Source organism: Comamonas testosteroni, from assembly GCF_014076415.1.
GTDB classification, from domain to species: Bacteria; Pseudomonadota; Gammaproteobacteria; order Burkholderiales; family Burkholderiaceae_C; genus Comamonas; species Comamonas testosteroni_F.
In genome coordinates this window covers 2936533-2959991 of sequence record NZ_CP043568.1, presented here as the reverse complement: position 1 = coordinate 2959991, position 23459 = coordinate 2936533, and the positions used below count along the sequence as shown (strand labels likewise).

At 56.2% G+C, this 23459-nt stretch carries 24 protein-coding genes; 11 read left to right on the top strand and 13 right to left on the bottom strand.

Annotated elements, in window-relative coordinates:
* The first annotated feature begins 46 nt into the window (after window positions 1-46).
* The 10 genes from F0P97_RS13420 (at window position 47) to F0P97_RS13375 (ending at window position 9129) form a co-directional block, all read left to right on the top strand.
* Window positions 47-331, top strand: a complete 285-nt coding sequence (locus tag F0P97_RS13420) for a hypothetical protein (RefSeq protein ID WP_003054979.1) — start codon at window positions 47-49, stop codon at window positions 329-331.
* Window positions 332-545: 214 nt separating this feature from the next.
* Window positions 546-779, top strand: a complete 234-nt coding sequence (locus F0P97_RS13415) for a hypothetical protein (RefSeq protein ID WP_003054981.1) — start codon at window positions 546-548, stop codon at window positions 777-779.
* A gap of 101 nt (window positions 780-880) precedes the next feature.
* Window positions 881-1441, top strand: a complete 561-nt coding sequence (locus F0P97_RS13410; RefSeq protein WP_114862565.1) for a hypothetical protein — start codon at window positions 881-883, stop codon at window positions 1439-1441.
* A 77-nt stretch (window positions 1442-1518) separates the two neighbouring features.
* A complete protein-coding gene (locus tag F0P97_RS13405) occupies window positions 1519-2646 on the top strand; it encodes a DUF6094 domain-containing protein (RefSeq protein ID WP_003054986.1) in 1128 nt (375 codons plus the stop codon).
* Window positions 2647-3491: 845 nt separating this feature from the next.
* The gene (locus tag F0P97_RS13400) at window positions 3492-3788 is read left to right on the top strand and encodes a hypothetical protein (RefSeq protein ID WP_232536003.1); all 297 of its coding nucleotides are present in this window, start codon (window positions 3492-3494) and stop codon (window positions 3786-3788) included.
* Window positions 3789-4010: 222 nt separating this feature from the next.
* Window positions 4011-4358, top strand: a complete 348-nt coding sequence (locus F0P97_RS13395; RefSeq protein ID WP_003054992.1) for a hypothetical protein — start codon at window positions 4011-4013, stop codon at window positions 4356-4358.
* Window positions 4351-4602 (top strand): hypothetical protein, encoded by a 252-nt coding sequence (locus tag F0P97_RS13390; RefSeq protein ID WP_003054993.1) that lies wholly within the window; start codon window positions 4351-4353, stop codon window positions 4600-4602. The genes F0P97_RS13395 and F0P97_RS13390 overlap by 8 nt, the downstream gene beginning before the upstream one ends.
* A gap of 141 nt (window positions 4603-4743) precedes the next feature.
* Window positions 4744-5259, top strand: coding sequence for a hypothetical protein (locus F0P97_RS13385; protein ID WP_232536002.1), 516 nt, complete (start codon window positions 4744-4746; stop codon window positions 5257-5259).
* Window positions 5260-5360: 101 nt separating this feature from the next.
* A complete protein-coding gene (locus tag F0P97_RS13380) occupies window positions 5361-7754 on the top strand; it encodes a DEAD/DEAH box helicase (protein WP_003054995.1) in 2394 nt (797 codons plus the stop codon).
* Between the two features lie 298 nt (window positions 7755-8052).
* Window positions 8053-9129 (top strand): CAP domain-containing protein, encoded by a 1077-nt coding sequence (locus F0P97_RS13375; RefSeq protein WP_003054996.1) that lies wholly within the window; start codon window positions 8053-8055, stop codon window positions 9127-9129.
* Between the two features lie 401 nt (window positions 9130-9530).
* On the opposite strand, the gene F0P97_RS13370 is transcribed toward F0P97_RS13375, so the two are convergent.
* Genes F0P97_RS13370 through F0P97_RS13315 form a run of 12 tightly spaced genes read right to left on the bottom strand, consistent with a single transcriptional unit; the run spans window position 9531 to window position 21697 of the window.
* Window positions 9531-10901: a type II secretion system protein gene (locus F0P97_RS13370; protein ID WP_182287048.1), complete on the bottom strand. Its 1371-nt coding sequence runs from the start codon at window positions 10899-10901 to the stop codon at window positions 9531-9533.
* A 44-nt stretch (window positions 10902-10945) separates the two neighbouring features.
* Window positions 10946-11590 carry a prepilin-type N-terminal cleavage/methylation domain-containing protein gene (locus F0P97_RS13365; RefSeq protein WP_232538232.1) on the bottom strand — a complete coding sequence of 215 codons (645 nt, stop codon included), beginning with the start codon at window positions 11588-11590 and terminating at the stop codon, window positions 10946-10948.
* Window positions 11565-12689, bottom strand: coding sequence for a hypothetical protein (locus F0P97_RS13360; RefSeq protein WP_003055000.1), 1125 nt, complete (start codon window positions 12687-12689; stop codon window positions 11565-11567). The genes F0P97_RS13365 and F0P97_RS13360 overlap by 26 nt, the downstream gene beginning before the upstream one ends.
* Window positions 12689-14479: an ATPase, T2SS/T4P/T4SS family gene (locus tag F0P97_RS13355; protein ID WP_149356094.1), complete on the bottom strand. Its 1791-nt coding sequence runs from the start codon at window positions 14477-14479 to the stop codon at window positions 12689-12691. The genes F0P97_RS13360 and F0P97_RS13355 overlap by 1 nt, the downstream gene beginning before the upstream one ends.
* A gap of 10 nt (window positions 14480-14489) precedes the next feature.
* Window positions 14490-14942 carry a hypothetical protein gene (locus tag F0P97_RS13350; protein ID WP_003055003.1) on the bottom strand — a complete coding sequence of 151 codons (453 nt, stop codon included), beginning with the start codon at window positions 14940-14942 and terminating at the stop codon, window positions 14490-14492.
* Window positions 14929-16272, bottom strand: a complete 1344-nt coding sequence (gene pilO2 / locus F0P97_RS13345) for a type 4b pilus protein PilO2 (RefSeq protein ID WP_003055006.1) — start codon at window positions 16270-16272, stop codon at window positions 14929-14931. Before pilO2 ends, F0P97_RS13350 begins: the two co-directional genes overlap by 14 nt.
* A 7-nt stretch (window positions 16273-16279) precedes the next feature.
* Complete coding sequence (locus tag F0P97_RS13340; RefSeq protein ID WP_003055007.1) at window positions 16280-18070, bottom strand: hypothetical protein; 1791 nt, start codon at window positions 18068-18070, stop codon at window positions 16280-16282.
* The gene (locus F0P97_RS13335) at window positions 18067-18870 is read right to left on the bottom strand and encodes a TcpQ domain-containing protein (protein WP_224648119.1); all 804 of its coding nucleotides are present in this window, start codon (window positions 18868-18870) and stop codon (window positions 18067-18069) included. Before F0P97_RS13335 ends, F0P97_RS13340 begins: the two co-directional genes overlap by 4 nt.
* Before the next feature lie 8 nt (window positions 18871-18878).
* On the bottom strand, window positions 18879-19460 hold the full coding sequence (locus F0P97_RS13330; protein ID WP_003055011.1) for a lytic transglycosylase domain-containing protein: 582 nt from the start codon (window positions 19458-19460) through the stop codon (window positions 18879-18881).
* A gap of 7 nt (window positions 19461-19467) precedes the next feature.
* The gene (locus F0P97_RS13325; protein ID WP_224648116.1) at window positions 19468-20364 is read right to left on the bottom strand and encodes a hypothetical protein; all 897 of its coding nucleotides are present in this window, start codon (window positions 20362-20364) and stop codon (window positions 19468-19470) included.
* A 2-nt stretch (window positions 20365-20366) separates the two neighbouring features.
* On the bottom strand, window positions 20367-20939 hold the full coding sequence (locus F0P97_RS13320) for a hypothetical protein (protein ID WP_003075103.1): 573 nt from the start codon (window positions 20937-20939) through the stop codon (window positions 20367-20369).
* Window positions 20936-21697: a DsbC family protein gene (locus F0P97_RS13315; RefSeq protein ID WP_003075104.1), complete on the bottom strand. Its 762-nt coding sequence runs from the start codon at window positions 21695-21697 to the stop codon at window positions 20936-20938. The genes F0P97_RS13320 and F0P97_RS13315 overlap by 4 nt, the downstream gene beginning before the upstream one ends.
* 216 nt (window positions 21698-21913) lie before the next feature.
* On the opposite strand from F0P97_RS13315, the gene F0P97_RS13310 reads away from it, so the two are divergent.
* A complete protein-coding gene (locus F0P97_RS13310; RefSeq protein ID WP_232538231.1) occupies window positions 21914-22882 on the top strand; it encodes a tyrosine-type recombinase/integrase in 969 nt (322 codons plus the stop codon).
* A gap of 231 nt (window positions 22883-23113) precedes the next feature.
* Here the strand turns inward: F0P97_RS13310 and F0P97_RS13305 are convergent, their stop codons facing one another.
* A complete protein-coding gene (locus F0P97_RS13305; protein ID WP_003075106.1) occupies window positions 23114-23452 on the bottom strand; it encodes a copper-binding protein in 339 nt (112 codons plus the stop codon).
* Window positions 23453-23459 lie beyond the last annotated feature (7 nt).

The window sequence follows — 23459 nt, the reverse complement described above, 5'->3', positions numbered from 1 at the left end:
TGTCCGCAAGGGCCGGCGTGCCCGCTCCTTATCGGGAGGAGTCTCCATGGGCACACCTTCCAGCCTTAAGCTCATTGCTTGGTCTGAGGACCAGCGCATGCAAATGCATGACGCCTATCGCAAGTTCGTGGCGATGTGTACCGAGCAGGACTACGAAGCACTGATGCGACTGCGCGAGCAGGTTGCACCAGGGCAGGTTTGTTCGATCGTGACGCTGATCAGTTCTTGCTATCAAAAGCCGGAGCTGCTTGACGGCATGCCGTCGAGCTTGGTTCAACTATTGAAAGAGCGGAATTTGCCGCCGCCGTCTGCTGACGCATCCTCTTTCTAAGAATAGGTAGCGCATCGCGCGCATCCATTTCCTCGAAAAGATGCACTAGGTCCAGAGGCTCCTCAAGACGAGGAGTCCCTGTTATCACTCTCAACTGGGGACGCTTTTCAGTCATCTGGAAAGTGTCTCACGTTTTCAACCTCTCTCAACCCCGGATGGGCCGTGTCCCATTCGGGCGCGCTCGTCCTTTTCCCCCATCAACAGGAGAAAAGACATGACGCAAATCGTTCAATCGCAAGCAACTACTGGTGTGACTTACGGCGTTCTCGCTGCTCAATGTGGCGAGGTTCTGCCGATGCAGGTTCTGCGTAGTGGAGGCGGCTTCTACCTCGGTACTTGTACCGAGCGTGGCCCGTTCACTCGTGAATCTCTGGAGACTTGGAATACCCAAGCCAAGGCTGAAAAGGCCTGGGCGAAGGGTCACTGGTCCCAGAAGGACCACCTTTAAACCCGTGCCAGTCCCTGAGAAATCAGGGCTGGCATTTTCTTTCCCTATGGGGCTTTGGTCCCTATGGGCTGGAGTTCCCTGAGCCTTGTTTGGAGGACTCTATGTCTATTAGTGCAAATGAAGCTGCGTTCAAAGAGCTTCTCCTGTGGACTCAGAATGAGCCCGCGCATCGCTACGAGGTCTACGACACGCATATGGAGGTGAAATACCGGCTCTATATCGCGAAGGACGCTATTGCTAAGGCAACTGAGCTGGGCTTGACAGCCTTCCAGTGTCGTCTCATGGACCGCACCGTGGAGCAGATCCGGTATGTCAATGGCATATGGATGCATGAAGGCGGCAGCATGCTGTCGACCGTGCAGAGGCTGTTCGATCATGAGGCGCTCTTTCACATCATGCGTCGCCTAGAGATGCGTGCTGAGATTGAGGAGCTGCAGTCGCCAGACGTTGAAGACGTAATGGCGCTTGCCGATACCGTGGCCTTTCGCCGCATTCAAGACTTGCCTGCTCAGCAGTCAGCAGCGTCCGTCATCGCGGTGCATGCACGCTCTAACCCTCTCTACCGAGAAGCCTTGAAGCGGGCATTGCCGCGCCTCGACATCTACGGAAAGGTTCAAGAACTTACCGGCGTGGGTCTTGATCCTGACGAGATCCCGTTCTAAGCGGTACTGACGTACCACCTCTTTAACCAAGCCAGCTCTCCATAAGGAGACTGGCTTTTCTATTTCTGGAGCTGCCCATGGCCTTAATGTTCTCGCGCCTGGCGCACAACTATGTCAAAAACGGCTACTACCCCACGGACGAGGAATCCATACGCCGGATCTCAAACCTGCTGCAGATGCCCGAGAAGGGGGGTATACGCATGTTTGACCCTTGCTGCGGCGAGGGCAGCGCGCTCGCCGATTTACGGCAGCTACTGACCGTCGATCGAGGGCGAATCGGCGGTGCCGAGGCCTTTGGCATCGAGCTCGACCGTGACAGAGCGCGTCATGCAAAGGGAATCCTCGACCGTGTGATTCATTCGGACGTGCACGATGTCGTGCTCAAGCCGAGAAGCATGGGCCTGCTGTTTCTAAATCCGCCTTATGGCTTCGGCGTAGCCGATCAATCAGCCCAGCGCTCGCTGTTGGCGGAGGCTGATAAGGCCGAGCGCCTGGAGCGAACCTTTCTTCGGAAAACCTTGCCATATCTCGCCTATGGCGGAGTGCTTGTCTACATCATTCCGCACTACGCGCTCGACGACGAAATACGCAGCTACCTGGTGCGCAACTTTGAGGATCTGCGGATCTTCATGGCGCCAGTGCAGCAGTTTCGACAATGCATTGTGATTGGCAAGCGCTGCCGGGCAACCCATGCCACCAAGGCGGCCCTGCAGCCACTGACTGAGGCCCAGGCCTCGGAAGAGGGCGCCCCTGTCATTCCAGACTCCTGGGAGTTGGAGCCATATGTCATTCCTGCGCTGCAGGTCGATCAGGAGTTCGACTTCCACGCTGTGCAGATCGATGCCGAGCAGCTCGGCGACGAGCTGGACAAGTATGAATCGAGTCTGCTTTGGAGCGGGCTTTCATCGCAGTTCAGTCAGGTCGGCGGCGCTTGTCGACCGCCGTTGCGCGATCTGACGCCATGGCACCTTGCGCTTGCCCTTGCGGCTGGCCAGGTGGTCGGAATGATCCACGGCGCCGGCGGCAGAACGCTCCTGATAAAGGGGGATACCTACAAGCGCAAGGAGCGCAAGGTGTCCGTTGACTTTGACGAGAAAGGTCAAGCATCGCAAACCACGGTGATGCTGGACCGATTCGTCCCCGTCATCAATGCCATCGAGTTCACACCCGACCACCGGCTGGGTCGGATCGTCAACGTCGCATAGTTTTTCTTTAACCACTGCTGGCCTCGGCCAGCGAACCGCAACCCCCTGGGGACACTTTCCCAGGGAAGGTCGTCCTCGTTCATTCACTTGATTGGAGATGACCTTGAGAAATGCTGTGAAGCCAGCACAACCAGCGCAGCGTTATGACACACCGCTGTTTCGACCGGGCCGATGCGTAGCAACGCTGGGCCTAGACAACCTAATTTGCCAGGGGACCATCAATCCCCACGAGCTCCTGCAGCGGCACATCTGTGGCGATCCAGGCGAGCTGGCCAACACGAAGTTGGTCATGCTTGCGCGCGACTTGGAAGCGGCGCGTGGCCAGCGACTATCTGCATTTCTCGTCAACAGCGAGTATGTATGGGTACTGACAAGTGCTGACTGGTCGGTGACGAAGCTGATGCTTCCATCCGAATGGAGCGCTGAAGCACGCGCAACGTAGTTCCTTACGGGAAACACGCTGTAAATCTAACCACCCTTGGGGGCACTAGCCCCTAGGGCCGGTGGTCCCCGATTTCTTAAACGAGGACCATCATGCAAACACAATCACCTACTACGGCGGCAGCTCCACTTTTTCAGTTGGGCCGCTGTGTGGCCACAGTTGGAGTCGACGATCTACTTCGTCGTCTCGCCCTCAATCCGTACGACTTGCTCTCTAGGCATGTGCGCGGGGATTGGGGGGACTTAGACGAGTCAGATAAGTCATTGAATCGACGGGCGCTTTTAGACAGAAGCCGTCTCATGTCTTCCTACTCGGTAGGCGATAAGAAGGTATGGGTCATAACCGACGCAGATTGGGCGGTCACGACCATTTTGCTGCCCTCGGAATATTGATGGCGAGCTCGATGAATACCGTCCAGCTGCTTGAACACATCCTCAGCCTCCATCTGCAGGGGCTGACGACGCAGGACGAGCTCATGCTCGAAGCGCTTGCAGAGTTGCCCGCCAAGATCCCCCAGATCCTGGATGCGCTCAACAAGGCATGTGATGCATCAGCCAGTCTTGAGAACGTCATGCTTCATCTCGGGGAGCGCATGACGGAATCGGACCGGACGTTTCGCAATCTGGTTTCACTCGATCTGTCACTGGCGCTTGGCCTGCTTGCTTCCAGCAGCAAGCCATGCATCAGTGATGGATTCTGATACGACCCATTAAACCCATGAGAACCGGCTACAGCCGGTTTTCCCCAGCCTACCTATAGGGTGAGCTGCGGAAAACCGTTTGACCTATCAGAAGCGGTTTTAAGGCGCGCTGAGCCACGAAAGCGCACCAGGTCGAGAGACCTTGGCATTTCTTCAACCACCCGTGCGGGCCTTTCCCGCAGGGGAGGGGCTCGCTCTATCCACTTCAACCAGGAGCGATCCATGAACACATCTTTCTCTAACAACATCCGTGATGGCCACCGCGGGAACACTGAGATTGATCTCGGCGACCGGCGTGTGCTCACCGTCTTAACACGTAAGTTAAATAGCTCCCTCGTCACATCGGCCTCTGTGTCATTGGTGGAGGGAGGTTTCAAGCGCTTTGTAATGGGTTTCGGCGGCGATGGCGATTTCAGCAAGACGCTCGTGGCTTCAAAGCCTAAGCGTGTGACTGAGAAGGTTGTCCGCGAACAGCATACGCAGGCGCTGACCCAGATCGAGGACCTCAAACTGCAGGTCGAGATGCACTACGACGCCTTGGAAAAACGCAAGGCGGCTGCCCATGCATGAGCTGGAGGAAGCAGCGCGGGATGTCGTTGACTCCTGGGAGTCGGGCGACCTTGCCGGTGCTGTCACGCAGCTCGGCAGGCTTCTCAACAACCAGGATCTGAATCGCGCTGAGTGCGCCGATGCAATCGCCCGTGCCAGGGAGATCCACTCCGATGACCATTGCGTCATCGATCCCTTGCCGCTGGTTGCGCCGGCGGAAGACGGTACCTACGTCGCCGCCTGGCTCTGGATACCGAATCCATAGTCTTTCATCCACCCACACGGGGCACGCCCCTTGTGGGCTGCTCCATAAAAGGAGCATTTCATGCAAAGAGCGCTTCACCGTATAGAGGGTTTCGCGGATCTATGGGCCGACGCTTGCCTGCGGAACGATGAGGGCGAGCTCATGTTTCTCTCGTTCTATGGGCGCGATGCTTCTGCCATGCAGTTCATCGCGGCTATGGAGCTGGGCAGGACTGACCACGGAATCACGGATTTCACGTTGGTGAGCCCTGAAGGAACGCGTAACCATGTCCAGGTTGGATCTGCGGAGCGCCTGGGAAAGTTCACCGGCCGTCTACCGCGTCAGAACCTCTTTGGATCTTTGAACCATCTGTTCGTCTACGACAAACGCTTACAGGAGATCGACAAGCCCAACCGCATTGGCTGGGTGGTGTCCAACGTCGACGCCGGCATCGAGGCGAAGGTGTGGGCTCTGGTGAAAACCTTGGCTCCCATCGCGCTGCTCGATCACTGGCAAGGACCCTTGATTGCCTGGTGTCGAGAGAAGGGCGCTGTCCACGAGCTCGGGGGTGGCCTCTATCCGCGCATCGGAAATCTTCGCGCGCTGCGTGTAAGTATTTCTGATCACTTCATTCGGCATGTAAGTGAGGGCGTTCGCAACCGCGTTCTCCTTCCTTAACTCCATCAAGGCCTCGCCAGAGGCCTTTCTCACCTTCATTCATCTAACCGTTGGGCGCGCACTCCTTTGTGGGGTGTGCGCTCATTTTTTTGGAGCAAACAATGAACGATTTGGCAATTGCTGAGCCCGCTGTGACAGAGGCATCGACTACTGCGGCCAAGGCCGCCCTGGTGGTACAGGAAGTCGCAGATGAACTTGGCACGATCGAAGGCGCAGATTTCCTGGCCGAAGTGATTGATGAAACCCTGCCCCTTGGAGATTTCATACGCGAGTTTGGCCAAGGGCTGCTCGATCAGGTCCGGTCACAGAACCCGCCTGTCTATTTACCGCAGCGCGACCAACTGTCCGAGGCCTGGCTGGCCCGCCAGCAGATCCTCGACAATTTGAAGCGCAAGCCATTCAAAGAGCAATCCGAAGCGGTTCAGGCCATCGTAAAGCTCCTGGCTGATCGAGGCGAGCCGGCTGCGGTGTTAAACGCGGAGATGGGCACGGGCAAGACCATGATGGCCATCTGCGTGTCTGTGCTGCTTCAGCAGCTGCAGCGACGTAATCCGCGCACGCTTGTGATCTCACCGCCGCACCTTGTCTACAAGTGGCGGCGCGAGATTCTTGACACGGTACCCGGCGCTCGGGTCTGGATCTTGAATGGCCCGGACACACTGCGCAAGCTGCTGCAGATGCGTGCCCGCTTGGGCATCACAACGAGCCAGCCGGAGTTCTTCGTGCTGGGCCGTGTGCGGATGCGTATGGGGTTTCATTGGCGTCCGTCCTTTATCGAACGCACCATCCTCGTTGGTGGCCAGCGTTTCGTGGCTGCATGCTGCCCCTGCTGCATGCGGCCGCTCGAATCGAAGGGCGATGACGACGAGACCTTGCCCATGTCCGTGCCCTTGGCCAAGCAGGTCCTCAGTGACCGCCGGCGAAAGTGCGAACACTGCAACTCGACGCTGTGGACGCTGATTCGCAATGGGCGGCCCATCGACTCCATGTCCGATCTGGTGGTCAACGCACTTCAGCAGATGCCAACCATCGGCCCGGTTTCTGCGAAGCGGCTGCTCAGCAAATTTGGAGAGAAAACACTGGCTGCGATGCTGGAGGACAACGTCTACGAGTTCTTGAACTTGATGGACGAGAACGGGGAGCTGGTATTCAGCGACAAGCAGGCGAAGCGCATGGAGCGAAGCCTGGCCACGTTCGAGTTTTCAATCGGGCAGGGCGGCTATCAGCCCACGGAGTTCATCAAGCGCTATCTGCCGACCAACTACTTTGGTTTGCTGGTGGTCGATGAAGGACACGAGTACAAAAACGAGGGCTCGGCCCAGGGTCAGGCAATGGGCGTGTTGGCCAGCCAGTGCGAAAAAGTGCTGCTGCTGACGGGCACACTCATGGGCGGCTATGCGGATGATCTTTTTCACCTGCTCTGGCGCGTCAATCCCAGGGTGCTGATCGAGGACGGCTTCAAGCCATCCAAGACCGGCTCCATGGCTGCCGCGACCATGGGCTTCATGCGCGTGCATGGAGTGCTTAAGGACATCTACAAAGAGACCTCAACTACTTCCCACCGCACGGCCAAGGGCAAAGGCGTGACTGTTCGCACAAGCAAGGCTCCAGGGTTCGGCCCTGTGGGTATCTTGCGTTACGTGCTTCCCATTACGGTATTCCTAAAGCTGCGGGACATTGGGCAGAAGGTGCTGCCGGCGTATGACGAGTCCTTTGTTGACGTGCAAATGCGCGATGACCAAGCCGAGGCATACGTCGCTATGTCGATGAAACTGGTGCAGATCCTTAAGCAGGCCTTGGCCATGAAGGACAGCACGCTGTTGGGTGTGGTCATGAACGTATTGCTTGCATGGCCAGAATGCTGCTTTCGTTCGGAAACGGTGAGGCATCCAAGAAGCAAGGAGCTGCTGCACATGCAGCCGGCTCTGTTCGATGATGTGGAATGCACTCCGAAAGAGGCCAAGCTCATTGAGCTCTGCATGGATGAGAAAGCCCTCGGCCGCAAGGTCCTGGTCTATTCAATCTATTCAGGCACCCGCGACACCACGGCCCGGTTGCGCATGCTGCTCGAAGCCAGGGGGTTCAAGGTAGCTGTGCTGCGTGCCAGCGTAGATGCGGCCAAGCGTGAAGACTGGGTAGCAGACCAGGTAGAGCGAGGCATCGATGTGCTCATCACCAATCCCGAACTGGTGAAGACTGGCCTGGATTTGCTTGAGTTCCCAACGATCGCTTTCATGCAATCGGGATTCAATGTCTACACGATGCTTCAGGCGGCCAGGCGCTCCTGGCGCATTGGTCAGAAGCATGATGTTCGCGTGATCTTCCTTGGCTACGCCGGCACTTCGCAAATGGAATGCCTGCGCCTCATGGCCAAGAAAATCGCGGTATCGCAGTCCACCTCCGGAGATATGCCTGAAAGTGGACTGGACGTTCTCAATGACAACGAGGGCGAAAGCATTGAGATGGCTCTCGCGAGAGACCTTTTGACGATGTAGCCCATTTTGACCACAAGCTGTTTTCACAGCTTGTGGTCATTTTTTTTATTTTGGAGGCACTTGACAGACATACAATTGTCACGCACAGTTACACAAGGCTTCGTTGGAAATCTTCGCGTCACCCCTTGTGAGAAGCCCACAAGATATGTCCCACGCGGAGTACCAATGAAATAACGCCATATTCTTCCAAGCACAGTCCATACAGGCTGTCGCATCACTTCAAAGACTCCCATAAGTTCTTAGCCCTCGATTACTTGAAACATCGAGCGCGGCTCCATATTTGAAACAGAGGTTCCATATGAAGATTTCTAGCACCCTTTCTATTGTGGCAATTGCCTGTGTACTCGCCGCATGTGGCGGTGGCGGTGGCGGCGACAGCAGCAGTGGAGGTGGTAGCAACAACAACGGCGGTTCTACACCTCCGGCCGAGGTCATTCCTCCGTCTAATAGTGCCTATCCGACGGCAATTGAGAAGTCAACCTATACCGAAAAAGACAAGGTTGATATTTACTCGACGATTAATAATTTCCGCACGACATGCGGCTTTAGCTCCATTAAGCAGAATAGCCTGCTTGACACCGCTGCTAATGGACATGCTATTTATCTTCAATCAAATAGCACGATCGGACACACCCAGAACAGCGGAAACATTAATTTCACGGGCGCGACGTTGCTCAATCGCGCTAATGCAGCTGGCTATCAGCCTTCTGTGCTCGCCGAAATAGCAGGGTCTAATAACGGCGGAACATTGTTGGCCGGAACAAGCCCGTCAGGTATCAAAATATCTAAAGATGCCCCAACGGGACAAGCGTTGATCAACAGTTTGTTTTCTACTGTTTATCATCTCAGCGGCGCTACAAAAGAATGGTCAGAAATGGGGATTGGATATTCCGCGTCAGGAAATCTCACACCGTTGCCCGGTGAGACCATGTACTATGCGGCTGCTGTCGTTAACTTTGGAGTGCCTGCAGGCAGCAATGCTCCGGTTTACACGGGGGGGAAGATCCGCAGCTTCCCTTGCGACGGTATCGACGGCGTATCTCCAATTTTCACAACAGAGATTCCTAGCCCATATCCTGCTCGTGATTTCAATGCTTCGCCCATGGGAACCCCTATCATGCTTGCGTCGGCAGCTGGAGGCAGCATTGAAATTTCCAAAGCATCTATTACGGCAGTTGGAGCAAGCACATCCGTGGCTGTGAAGATCCTGAATTCAGCGGATGACGTACATAAACTGGTTGCCAACTCTGAAGCCTTCGCTATTCCTGATCTGCCTTTGGCAGAAGATACAAGCTACTCTGTAGCAATTAGTGGGACTGCAGATGCTAAACCGTTTACCACCAGCTTCACTTTCAAAACAGGGAAGCAAAATTAAGTAGACAGATAAAAAAGGGAGCCTAAGCTCCCTTTTTTAATCTCCGCAGGTATGCCAAGTACCTACCACATGAATCTGGACTTTAACAGTTTCAACCGGGCAAACCTCCCATTGGTAGTATCTATACCCAGGAGCGCCTTTTTTGGCGGAGCAGACACCAATATATTGACTTGCGGAACAGTTACCGGCGTTGCTTTCAACTATATCGTAGCCCTTCACTACCCCTCCTTCAGTGAATGATCCGTATCCTGGGACTTGAACAATCTCAGTCGCACCAGCGCCGGAATTATTTGGTGCCCAAAGTCTTACAGGACCAGTAGAGTCATATGTCTGAGCACTTGCAGACACCACGAGCAAGCCCAGATAGAAGGCTAGAATATTCTTGGCTATCATAATCTCTCCTAATAATAGATGCAGTATGTTTGGGCGATGGCCTCGCCGGCAGCACCATTGCCAGCATTATCAACAATTGACACTACCCATGCACTTCCATAATCAGCTGCATAATGGTTTAGTTTTACTGCATCGGTGCTCTGATTTTTTGGGAGTAACATAATCATTGATCCGCTAGTACCCGATTGGCATGTCGGTTTGGGTATCCAGCTTCCGTTCGATGCAGAGTAGGAATCAGAGAAAACCTTTTTCCCAAATCGATCTGCGAGAGTCACCCATTGATTGCCTGAACAGTAGAGGGCTACGTCCTGGGTATTCCACGCCACTCCACCATTCTGTGGGCACCACCCGCCTGATACTGCATCCTTCTGAGGCGATATTCCCTTCCAGTAGCCGCCGATACACATCACGAGCCCCTGGCCATTTGCGTCTTGGGCAATATCGCCTTGTTGATTTGTTCCTGCGCACCAGTTACCCTTGATTTGAATGCTAGTTGGCTTGATGACTTGGCCATAGGCTCGACCAGATCCATCGCTCATCGATATGCCAGCTGTTGGGATGCCAGAGCCGTTCTTAACCGTCACGTCGCCGCTGCTGTTGATGCTGGTGATCTCGGTTGGTCCATTGCTGATCGACAACGACTGAGACACGAGCGAGCCTGACTTCACTTTCCCCACCACGCTCAAGTCGCCTTGCAGATCGGGATCGCGGTCGTCTCGGATGCGTACAAATTGAGAATAGATCGCTGCAGTTCTGGTCGTGCAAACGCCATAAGTGGCTGGGCCTGCGCCCCCTGGAGTTGGATAGTCACAGCTGCTCCCACGCAGGCGACTGGGGGCAAGCAAGGTCACCGTAGTGCCATACCCCTGGCTAGCGGATCTGATCTCTTCAGCTTGCACATGCCAAACGGAGCCCGTTGCAGCAGCCGCGCAGGCTCCATCGGTTGCATATCCGTTGCAGCTGGCAGTCAGTGGTAGGTGGCTATACGAATAGGCGGTCAGCGAGCATGTCGATCCTGGGCAGCCAGATCGATCCACCGTGATGAGTTGCCGGCGTCTCATAGGGTCGATGAGCGGAAATGAGACAGGCAAATACTTGGCAGTGCGCAACTCGTCGACCGTGGGGGCGAGGGGGTCGGAGAAGCCGGCCACAACCGATCCCATGGCAAGGGCCTGGGCATTGAGGTTAAGGAACTTGTCCAGTCCATCCTTGAGCGTCGAGAGGTAGACGCCGGTAGCTTCTGCGCGGCCGCTGTTGATCTTGTCGATTGCCTCCTTGGATGCATAGACGCCGAGAACAGCGGTCAAGCCAAGCACAGCGATGAGCTCAAGCAGGAGGAAGCCAGCCTGTTGTTTGCGATGAGGGCGCTTGCGCAGCATAGTGTCCTTTGGCCGTGCCAGATGTGGCACGGCGTGCGGGGGAGTTATTGGAAGGTGTACTCAATGTCGACGCCCGCCGGCACCGCGCAGCTGCTTTGCAGCGTCGCGATAGCAGGTTGGCCACCAGCGGCCTTTACGACGACCGTTCCAACCTTGATGCTCTCAGCTGCTCGCACCATCTGCGTAATCATCGGCATGCAGGCCTTCTCGTGCACCTTTGAGACCGTGACCAGCAGGTTGGCGCCAGGCGTGCCGGTTACGGCAATTGCCTGGGGGTTCAATCCGGTTGCTTGTATGGAGTGGGTCGCAGTAGCGCCGGAAACGCTGAAAGCTGAGTCTTTCAGTGCGCTGGCCAGCGTGGCCGTTGTCACGCCTGTATATGGCGTCGCGGTGGCCACCGTGTTTGCTGCGCCCTGGATCGACGCTACGGCCTTGGCAAGGTCTCGCGCAAAGTACGGCGCACGATATTCACGATATAGGCCTTGCAGCGCGGGAAATGCCAGCACTGCGAGGATCACGATAATGCCCGCAACGACCATCAATTCGATCAGCGTGAAGCCGTCTTCTTTTCCTTTACGTCGAAATGTATTGCGCAGGCGACGAGATTGATTAATAAAGCTTTGCATAGTTTTTTGCTCCTTGATAAAGCAGGTTGAAATAGACTTACAGGAAAACCATTTTTGCGGCATCGGTCATTTCTTGAATGGCAGAAAATGTGTTGAAAACAACCCAGCCGACTATTGCTAACGATACAAACAGAATGCCCCATCGAAGGATGAATGCACGCTTTTTGATGCTCTTTCCCATATCGCGCTCTGTGCGACGACCGGTTAATTGAAGGCCGGCTTCTAAAGACTTTGCTTCAGAAATATCAAACAAGTAATATAGAGCATCCGGCTCCATTAGACCTACATCGAAAAGCCTACCGTCCACAATGCCGAGTTCGATATTTTCTTGAATGCGTTGGCAATACCATTGCAGCCAAGGCTCAGCCTGCAATGAGATTGCCTGTATGCCTTCTCGAAGGTTGAGACCTGAGCCTCGCTTCACCAGGGTAGATAAGGTCGAAAGAAACATCGCACCGCGATAATTTCGGTAGACACGGTAGATAATGAGCTTTTCCGCCCATTGACGAGAGCGTCCGCTCCAACGTGTCAAAGACCAACTAAATGCGATGCAAAGTATTAGTATTCCTATTGCTAGAGGAATGATGTATGAGGCGAAGACCTTGGAGAAATGGTTCAGATCTAATGCATGCGGACCATAAAGTGTTTCAGGTACAAAATCGAAGGTAGCCTTAATTTGTGGCCACACAAAAGCTGGCACGCTTGTGAGAGTTGCAAGGACAACAATAATTGCGAATATTGCTACAGCAATGATGGAGAGAAATAGGCTGCGGGCCTCATCAACCACTCTCACCAAGCGCGCAGCCTCTTTCAATGCATCCGGTACTGATCCAGTGCCTCCGTGGTTAGCTGCTGACGCAATAATCAGCATGTCTGCATCGGGCAGCGTGCCTCGCCAAGTTGCGCCGATGTCTGTGCCAGTGTCCAGAAACTTGCCTGCCCAGTATTCGGAAAGCACTGCTCGGGGATGGGGACGGAGCTTCTGCCAACGGTTCTTTGGTGCGTAGCGTTGAGCATCCTTTACGAATATGTCGTGCATAAGGATTCGCCCATCGGAATCTGAAAGCACGTCAGCGAGATACTCGTAATAGTCGGCACGATGCCTTCTAAATTGTCGTGCCGCGCGTTTTAATGGCGAGAAAAAATCAATTATGGATCGCATCACACAGCCTGCAGCTTCTTAATTGATTGAAGATTCTTTGTGTGAGCTGCAGCCATTTCACGGCGTCTTTCTACGGTGACGAATGACATGAATCGAGGCTCGATCTCTCTAGGGTCTATTTCACCTTTGCTCATTTTGTATATGGCACAGTCCATTGCAGATTTTCCGGTCATATCTGGATCGTCATATCGTGAGGTGCGCAATGACGCCAGATACCGGCTCAGTTCAATTGTTTTGGAGTCGCGGATACATTCTAGGAAATGGTCGTCAGGCTCGACCAACTCGGCGACCACGGTGCGACCAAGTAGCCCATTCAGTTCAGGCAATCCATCACGCCGGCATTTATCGCATCCATCGGGGTTTCTGACATATATTTTCTCTGGTTCAATGCCGTAGAGACGTTTGATGCGTGAGAAGTAATCTTCCCACTCTATTGCGTCTTCACCTTGGAGGAGCTTTGTGGCCTTTAGCTTGCAGCCTGGGCAGTTTTTCGGAAGTAGCGCCTGATATCCCAGCAGCTTGAGGTTCCCTGGTGTGGAAACGACATCGATGTCAATGCCAATACCTGGCGATATCAAGCGTGCTGGTATACCCATGCAATTACGAGCGTGCACAGTCGTGTAGCAGTTAGTACCCGATTCGATAGCATCTTGAAGCAGTGCTGCGGTTTGCTGGTCACGAATCTCGCCGATGAATAGATCGTTAAGAGCGGTTCGCTTTAATGTTCTCTTCTTTGGCTTGAAAGGGTCCTCATCGCTTTCAAGGTCGCGACTCACTGTGTTCTGGTGGAAGTGACTGCCAGGCAAGATGTTTTCTCGCGGGTCTTCCACTGTCATCACTTTGCGCGTGCTTGGAACTCCACTGAGTAGTGTCGATATCGTTGTCGATTTGCCCGAGTCAACGACCCCCGAGAGGATGATTGCACCGCCCTCGGATCGCATGGCTCGCATCAGCATGGCGATCTGTGTAGGGAGGTAGCCCAGTTGCTCCAGCGTCAGCGGTTCTTTCTTGGCATTAATGGGCGTGATCCGCATTGTTATCTGCGGGCCTTCGTCACAGGCCATCGACGCCCAGCGCAGCATGAACTGTCCAAACTCGGCCAGATCGATGAAGATCCGGCACTGGGATTCGACAGTGCCATTGAAAACGGGGTCTTTGACGCCCTTGGCAGTTTGGTACGCGACTCCAGCGATGGACAGAAGCGTGGCAGTTGGCAAGTGGAAGCGTGGTGGGGCCACGTACTTGCCCTCGATGGTGAACCGGACCTCGCTGCGTGCTTGGGCAGTGAAGATGTTCAGGTGAATGTCAGAGGCGCGGTTGGTTACGCCGTAACGCACCAGTTCCTCGAACGACTGGTAGTAGCCGGCTTTTGCCCTGTCGCCCAAGATGTTGCGAAGGCGCTCCCCCTGGGTCCCGTCGATGTGGCCACGCGAGACGGCATGGATGATGGTTTCACTCTCGACCAGATAGACGTTGGCGCCTGGTGCGAGACGGTAGTTTTTGGACAGGAGGAGCTCGGTCGTAGCCCGTAGTTCTTGCGAGCTTCGGTGGCGGTTGCTCACGAGCAAAATGAACTGTTTGCTGTCTTTTCGTGTTTCGAGAGGACAGATGTGCTGGGCCAGACTTCCCGCCAGGTTGATGTCCTTGTCCTTCCCGAGCGGGCGATGGAAGCTCACTTCCTTGAGCAGCTCGGTCTCGGTCTTTATGACACGTTGACTGAGGACGAAAGTGGTCGCAGTCGGTGGAGCTGGGACTGTTGAGCGTTGACGTGAGAAGAATGGCCACTGCATCTTTGGTTCCTCAGCGGTCGCTGCAGAGCTTCTGCGGGAACTTGTTGTGCTGCAGTTCGATGCACCGCGCATCAATGCGCTTCGCTGTGTAGCCTGCCTTCGTCTCTGCAGGCATAAAGGCGTAGATTCGACCGTCGATAGCGACCTCGGCCGTCCAGCGGCCTCCGCGCCCGTAGATGCCATCGAGGGTAAGAAGTGGGCGAGGCTCTGGCGGGACTTCTACGGCTGGCTGCACCGTTGGTGCAGGTGCTTGTGGAGCCGCGGCTGAAGGAGCGGAGCCGCCCGTTTGGCCGAGCGCAGCCTCAACGGCTTTATCGGCTTCGAGTTGCATGAGCTTCTTCACGGTTGGAGCAAAGCCATAGCCTGGCTGTGGCTGCGATGCGGCCGCAGCGAGATCCTGGGCGGCAGCGTGCATAGCGAAGCCAATCAGCGCGGCTGCAACGGCGGGCTTAGTTCTTTGCATAGATTTCTCCGGCCAATGTGGCCGTCATGAGGCTTTTCTTGAGAGACGCTTCGCCGTTGGCCTGCCAGTCGTTTGGCAGGCGGGCAAAGTCAACCTTGAATGAGGTCCATGCCACTGGCACCTCTGGAGCGATCAGCAGATCCACGCTGAGCAAGGGGCCGCTAAGGTTGGTCAACGCAGCTTTGTAGATGGCCAGCCCTAGCTCGGCAGGCATGGACACGGGCTCTCCGACCTTGTTGAGCGGTGCAGGAACTGCTTCCGGCTGGAATGGCCCGATGGTTTTTCCGCTGAAAGCGCGCAAGATGAGCTGCAACGAGCTGAGACCACGTACTTGCTGGGTGGCCAGTGGGGTTAGTTCATCGAAATTGAGGCGGCGTGCAGGCGCTGACACTTGCATCACAGCCTCTATTTCATCCACTGTGGAATAGCGGACCGTCCACTCGCGTGGGCGCAAGCGGTCGAAGTCCTCGTTGGTGGGGTCGAGACCCACGTCTGCGGTGCGCTCGAATTTCAGCGTGCAGCCCCAAGTGCTGCCAGCGCTTGGCTTGCAGTCGGTCTCCTTTAGGCGCCACCCCGCGATGCTGGTGGGTAGTTTTTCAGTGGCTTCGCGCAATGCGCGTAGCGCTTCGTGCCCGTAGGTAGACTTTTCCTGTGCATATGCTTGGAAGGCTTGAGTCCATGCTGTCTTGGGGTCCAGCTCATTGGCGTTGGCCAAGAGCTCTGCTTGGCGTTTTTGCTCCAGTTGCCAATAGTCCCAAGCACGAACTCCCCCGAGCAAAAGGATCGCGCCGGCGACGGTGTAGAGCACAGCTGGAGGGATGCTGGTGCCGACCTTGGCCAAGGGCTCGCTTGCCTCATTACTGGCTGCTGCGCTGATGACCTGGCTCAGCGTTACGGGCTGAACCTGTGGGGCAGGGTAAAGTAAATCTGGCTCACTCGTGAACAGTGAGATGGACGAGGTGGCCAAGCGCTCAAATGCAGCCAGCCGCGCGCGAGCCGCTTCTTCGTCCGTCACCAGCGCATCGAAGCCAGTCGCTGGTGCTCCGTCGATTGCGGCGCAGATCCAGATCCCTTGTGGGAGCCTGATGGCTGCAAACACATGGCCATTGGCGAAGGCGGCCACGCCGGTAGCCAAGGCGATGAGCTTTTCCCCCTGGTTGGAGACTTTGAGTTTCGCGGTGCCCACGGTGGCTGGTGCTACCGTACAGTAGTAGTCCGCCTTCCCCTTGCGGGCAAGTTGTTGTGCGTGCTTCTTGAGATTCACGGCTTGGACAGTCTGCTGCCAAGTCACGCCGATCACATAGCGCCGCTCAATGAGGTATGCGCTCATGGTGGCCTCAGTTCATGAGCACAGGACGAACCACAACGAGGAATTCCTCACGTTCCAGGCTTTGCGCGTCAGAGCCGCCAGCGAGCAAACTCCAACCTTCAGCCAGACGGCGGCGGTTGTCTTTGGCTTTGTAGCGGGCCATGCCGGTGAGGACCATGACTTGGCCAGCTTTGAGCATGACCGTCGATTGATCGTCGATGCCTGACCTTTCGGGGTTTTGGACCCTTGAGATCGAAGTACCCTGGCCCGAGGTCGTCTCAGTCATCGCCACCAGGTTGGTCATGCTGATGCCGAATCTCAACTGCACTGAGCCGTTGTCCAAGATCGCGGGTTGGATCATGAAGCGATCGCCCGTAGTGACATTGGCAGTCTTCATGCCCACTGACCCTGAGCCGGCTGCAGTGGAGGTTGAAGGCAGCGTCTCAGACACGTATGAACGGTCGTTGAGGTTGGTCTTTCGAGCCCATTGGCGGTTCATCGCCTGCATTTCAATGGGGCGATGCTGGATGTTGGTGCCATACTCGTTCAGCGCCTGAATGGCCGCCTGTGAGCCTCCCCAGCGTGCTACCGTGCCGCTGTTCGGGTTGCCTCCATTTGCCAAAGAGAGGATCGTCATCCCGAATTGGCCAGCCGTGTCGCCCACCAGCGAAGTGGGCGAATCAATGGTGGCGCCCCATTTGGAGGTCAGCGAATTGAGCACCACGCCCCAGTTCACGCCTTTCTCGTCGCCGTCTTTCGTCGTGATGGAGTAGATGTCCATCTGAATGCGGACCTGGCGTGTCAGCGACTCGTTCTCGGACTTGACCACTTGGCGGATGCGCTGCATGGCTTCCTTGGTCGTCGTCACCGCGAACCTACCGGTACCCTGGTTGATAGCGATGGATGATCCGGGCACCGCAGCCACCATCTGCTGCAGGCTATTCATGAATGAATTGAAGATGTCCAGTGATCCAGCTTCGTCGATGCGGAAATTTGACTGGGAATTGCCGGTGGCGCCGGTGGTGCTGCTTGCGCCCGAGGTTGAGCCACCTTGCAAATTCATAGCAAAGTCCTTGCTTCCTTCAAGAGCGGCGATCTCGAAGGTTTCTGTGACGTAGCGCTCAATAATGATCACGCCATCGCGATACGCATAGGACAGTCCCAGCCTGGCTGTCACGAACTCAGTGATGCCGCGCGGCGTGTTGTTCTTCCAGTCCATCTCAACCGTGTCGAGCAGGAGGTTTGGACCAGGGCGTATGACCTCGACGCTCGCCTGGCCAGCAGCGGCCAGAGGTGCAGGCATGCTCATTCCTGCAACTGTGGCGGTCGCGGGCTTGGCCGGCTGGGCGGTGCTTGGGCTAGAGGCGACTGCCGATGACGCCGAGCTGTATACGTCCTGCTTGATGCGAAACGGAACGCCAGTTATGCGGGACATGCGTTCGGCCCAAACTGCGAGGCTGACCTTGCCGCCAGTGCTTTTGTCTTCAAAGCTGATGAGCTTGAAGGTTTCATCGAAGATGGCGGGAAGGGAGTCTTCGGAGCTGATCTCGATCATCTCCGAGCCGATCCATGGACGCGATGCACGGCGCGCAACGATGGGCGAGAGCTGACGGGCTGCCGCTGCATTTGTGGCAGTCTTGTGGCCCTGTGTGGACTCTTCTACGCGCAGGCTCCGATTCATGACACCTGCGGCCTCCATGGAGCTGTCAATGTGGCCACGAACTTGCTGGGTGACTGCGGGCGAGACACATCCTGCGAGCAGCAGAGCAGAAACGAGGGCCGTGGGTACGACGCTGTGCTTTAGGTTGGCCAGAATCATTGGGTGCATTCCTTGTCTTGCTCGCCACGGCGGGTGATACGGGCCAAGGGCGGGTTATTGGGGTAGAAGCAGACATCGAGCGGGTATTCGCTCGCTTGAATGCCTGGTGACGACAGGGCGGCGGTCACGGCCTGCTCGAATGGCATTTCGTAGGTCTCGGGGCTTCCGATCACGACATGCTTGCGCGCATCCCAGCGCACGCGATAGCCGGCTTCTGCGGCCCAGCGTGTGAAGGCCTTGTTCAGCGTTACGTCCTGGAGCTTGAGCTCCCAGCGACGTGCAGGCTGTCCAGAGCCGTCAGTGAAGGAGGCTTTCCAGTGTTGGCGCGCCTGGTCCACCCACGAGCCCGAGCCTGGAACTGCGCTGGTTGTGAACAGTCCCTCAATCTGCGCGCGCGATGGTGCGCTTCCCTGTACCACTGCAGTGGCCACCGCTGTAGTCGGTGCGCTCGCTGCTACTGCTTCCAGCTTGGTGCCAGCAGCAGTTTCGGTGAGCTGAAGCTTGATCCCTGGAGGGAGTTGGCTGTTGACCGTCGAGATCAGATTGGCGACCGTGGAGCCGCCTGCCTGTTTGACGGACACCTGAGTGTCCAGTGGTACTGGGCTGCTGAAGGGAACGCCCAGCCGATCTGCCAAGAGTTGAGCCAGGCCTTGCGCCTTGTCCTGCCATGTGACTTCGATTTCTGATTGCAGGAGCGTTGATTTGGCGCTGGTGCCTTCAGCTTCCTGTGCCATGGTCGGCCAGGCAGTAAGCGCAACAGCGACAGCTGCCACGCATCGTCCTAGGTGATGAAATTTCATTGCGTTCCTCATTTGCTTGCTCGGGCCATGGCGTCTGCCCAGGCAAACTCGCGGTACAAAGCGAGAACCATGGGGACGTAGGCTTGTGTTTCGCGGTACGGCGGAATGCCTTTGTGCTTACGCACGGCGCCAGGGCCGGCGTTGTATGCGGCGAGTGCCAGCTCCCAGTCTCTAAACTCGAACCACATCTTTCGCAGGTAAGCTGCGCCGGTGGCCAGCCCAAGCTCGGGCTGATACAGGTTCACCTTTGGGTCCTGCAAGCCTTCGCCACGGGCTGTATCTGGCATGACTTGAGTGAGACCGAGAGCACCTGCAGGCGATCTCGCACGCGAGTTGAATTGGCTCTCGATAGCCACGAGAGCCATTAGCAGCGCAGGTTCCAGTCCGTAGTGAACAGCGATCGCGCGAATGGCCGGCTCGTGCTGCCAATAGTTGCGGAGCAGTTGCTCACAGTGGGCAGACCTGGAATTTCCGCGAAGGCAGTCGTAGGTCGGGAGCTTTTTCGGCGGCACCTGGGCCAGGGACAGGCCAGGTGCGGCGACGAGGGCTGCTAATAGCAGATTGCGAGTGATGTGGGCTAGGCTAAACATCCGCGCCTCACAGCATCGAGAGGGCCAACAGCCCAATGAGCAAGGTTGTTGTGCCTTTCACGAGATAGTGCACAAGCTCGCCCGTGGCAACACGTCCCGAGGTGTAGCGACCGTAAAGGCCGCTGAAGGCACTGGCTGTGACAAGAAAGAAAAACGCGCCGCTTCCTGCAAGCAGCATTTGCTTGAGGCTGGGCATCTGTATCCCGGAGCCCTGCAGGAAGCCTTGCTGCATTGCCGCCGAAACTTCCATGCATGCGCCGGTGACGTCTCGCGGGCAGCTGTTGCCACTCAACCCTGTGCCACCGTTGCCACCCGTGCTTCCAGAGCCGTTTCCGGGCGGGTTGGTGTTGCCTGGGTTGGTAGGTCGTCCATTGGCCATCCTGGCGGCCATGTCGCATATAGATGTGCCATTGCTGTCGGCAAAGCCACGGCAAGACCCTGAGTTAATCATTCGCTGGCAGTTGCCGATGCCAAGCTGCACGCAAGCGAGCACCAGATTCCCGTCGACGGCGCGCCCATCAAAAGTGCCCAAGCCAATCAATTGGCGGACCACCCCGGAACGCATGGCGTCGGCGGTCAGTTGGGACCAAGCATCGATCTGGGCCTGCAGGGGCAGCTGGCGATACTGTTCAGGCGTCACCCCTGCATACTTGGCGATGTTTGTCCTGTTCATCTGCAGGACGCCATAGCAGCAGCTGCCGTTGAACGCGCTGGTGTTGCCGCCCGATTCAACGTTGATAGCGAGGTTGGCCACAGCCTGCGCGTTCTGCTTTAGCCAGGCACTCGCATTTGGCGAGTTTTGAATGGCTTGGGTAATGTCTGCAGAGCTGACGATGGCGGCCAGAGCCACGGCTGGCAATAGCCACACAAGCTTGGATAGTCGCGGGAAAAAGCGGCAGCTCATGTCTAGCTCAGGCGCATGGCGCGATTGCATGCGGGAATGACTTTGCCGAACTGCCATGCGCGGAATCGAATCGTCAGGGCTGGCTGGGTCTGCTCTATGCGGTACTCGACGCGGTTCTGCGATCGGTCGGTATTGGCGTACAACATGCAGTAGCCGGGGAGTTCAATGGCGCGCAGTCCAGGCCGAGGCGGCCAAGCGATGACACGCATGGTGCAGACACTGTAGATGTCCATGGCTGCCGCGCCATTTGGTGCATCCAGGCAAAGTGTGTTGCCCGCAGCGGCGAACATGCTGAAGATGACTTTGCCCTCAGCGGTTGCGGCGTCACCCAGCAGCGCGAACGCAGGCATGCGCTTTCCTGCACTGCCCAGTCGTGGAGCGGAAAGCTCTGTTGCCCAAACTGTCTTGAGGATCTCCCGGTCCTCCGCTGTACCCGTGGACGAAAACACCGAGCTGTCGAAGACGACTTCTCGCATGATCTCCCAGGACTGCGCGTGAGAGCTTGTCGCCATGGCAATGGCAAGCGCAGGGAATAGGGCAGAAATGAGGGGGCGAACGGAGGCGGGCGCGATCATCGTTGGTCCGCCTTCAAACGACCGCCACGCTCCAACTCATCCATGAATTGCTCGGGCGGTGTGGCGCCAACCAAGCGCTTGCCGCTTGCCAGCACCACGGTGGGCGTGTTGTTCATGCCATAGCGCTCGCCGAGCTTGAGGATCTCAACCAAACCATCGGTGTTGCACGACTCGGGCAATTGCGGCCGTGCGCCGTCCATGATGGCTTTCCACACGCCGGCACGGTCGCGTGAGCACCAGGCCATACGTGCAAGAGATTGACTTCGCCGGTCAGTGATAGGGAAGATGAAACGATAGATCGTCACGTTGTCGATCTGGTCGACGAACTTTGTGAAGACTCGGCAGATGGGGCAGAACGGGTCTTCGAAGAGCGCCATCACACGGCTTCCATCTCCGTGCACTTCCTTAATCGCGTGCTGCAGGGGAAGCTTGTTGAATGGGATGACCATCCTCTTGTCTTGTTGCAAGGCGGTCAGGTCTGTTTTGCTCTTCAAATCCATCAACGAGCCGCCAACAAAACTGTAACGACCCGTTTCATTCACATAGAATATCTCCCCTTCGGAAATCACCTCATAAATGTTGGTGAGTGGTGTTGTATTGATTTGCTCTACACGCACCGCTCCGTTCGTGTTTGCGTTGACGCCAGCCTTGATCTGCGCCGCAACCTTCTCTGATACGTCTGCAGCTATTGCTCCAGCCGTCAGGCTAACGAACAAAGCCGCGGCTGCGGCAAGCCTGCCTCTCACTACGCGAGGCATTGCTTTGATATGTGATTGCTTTTGCATGGACCGCACTGTAGGGAGCGGTCGGCGTTGCCTCCAGCGGAAACCGTGCGTTACATACATCACGGTTTCCGCTTGACATATCAAACCCGAATTGATCTATATTTTGAACTGTCGAGGTGTGTGTCTCGCCAGCCAAAGAAGGCGCCGATGAGGCGGCTTCTTCGTGCGGGCATTCACACGGGTAGATGAATGAATAATTTGCTTGTTGCCGGCACGATGGATGTTCCCGCCGGCTGGGATTTCCGTTTTGGAGATTTTCTAACCGATCTATTTTTTCAAGAGGGCCTGGCAGATAGCACTCTTCAGGTGCTCCAGATCCAGTTGCGAGCTTTCAACGCATGGCTGTTTGAAGCGACCGGCCGCTCTTGGGAACATGCTACGGTCGACGACTTGCAGGTATTCCTACTTAGCTGGAAAGACACCAGATCAGTGTCGGCGCTACGACTCAAACAATGGATGCTGCAGCGGCTGTACCGTTGGGCGAAAGAGTCCGGCATCGTGGACCTTGGCGTTCACCGCGCGCTGCTACCACTGCGCGGAGGCTTGCGCCGCCCACGTCGCCCACCATCGAGTAACGCGATCGCTAAGCTGATGGAGCTACCGGACACGAAAACTGCCAACGGCATGCGAGATCGCGCAGCTTTGGAGCTGCTTTATGGATCTGGACTACGTGCAGGAGAGCTGCTGAACATCACGCTCGATCAGGTCCCCGCCAGCGGCAAGCCCATGCAGATATGGGGAAAGGGGAGCAAAGAGCGTTTGGTTGTCGTTGGAGAACATGCTAGGTATTGGCTTGCTCAATACAAAGCGGCGCGACAAGCGATCCTTGCAGCCGGAGGCCATGGCAAAAGATCCACATCCAAACTGTTTGTTAGTAGCGGACGCTATCCAGACTACCGTTACTACCAGTTGCGCAGAATGGTCAGCCGTTACGGCCGCGAATGCGGCCTTCGCTTGACACCCCATGCATTGCGACACGCCTTTGCGTCGCATCTGCACCAGGGAAAAGCGTCTCTTCACACTATCCAGTTACTGCTGGGTCATGAGCGTCAAGAGACGACTGCACACTATGTCTCTATCTTGCATGAGGATATTCGTGCCATGGCGGATCAGCACCATCCACGTGGCGCGAATTTCGAGCGCTATGTGCGTTGGTAGTCTTGTCCCGTTGAGGCTGAATCGGTAGCATTTCCGCGTTTTCTACGCGCCTGAGCTTTTGAATATCGCAGAGCCATTGTCTCAAAGCACTACCCGCTGCACTGTCAGCAAATCAGCATGTGTAGCGCCATTCTTCCAATTTGTGGCAATGCAGCGTATCTGCTGTGTCTTGCGGTATAAACGAGGCTTTTCAGAAAATAGACTGTCATGGGTAGGGCAGTCTATTTTTTATTAGCGGCTCGGTTTCAATTCCGTAACTATGGCCTTACCCTTGATGACCTTGGCCTGGAACTTCACCTTGTCACCGACCTGCAGGCCGTCGAGCATCTTTTTGTCGGCCACCTCAAACCCCATGGTCATGGCGGGCATAGCCAGGTTCGGGATATCTCCATGACGCAAGACGATAAGGTTCTTTTGGACGTCGATCTTGCGGACTTCGCCATCAACGAGGGGCATGGTGGCTGCAGAGGCTCCAGTTCCAGGCGCCATCTGCATTTTCAAGTCCTGGGCGTGGACTACCGCGAACGCGACCAGAGCGAGAACTGTGGCAAGAATGTGGTTTGCCTTCATGAGTCTG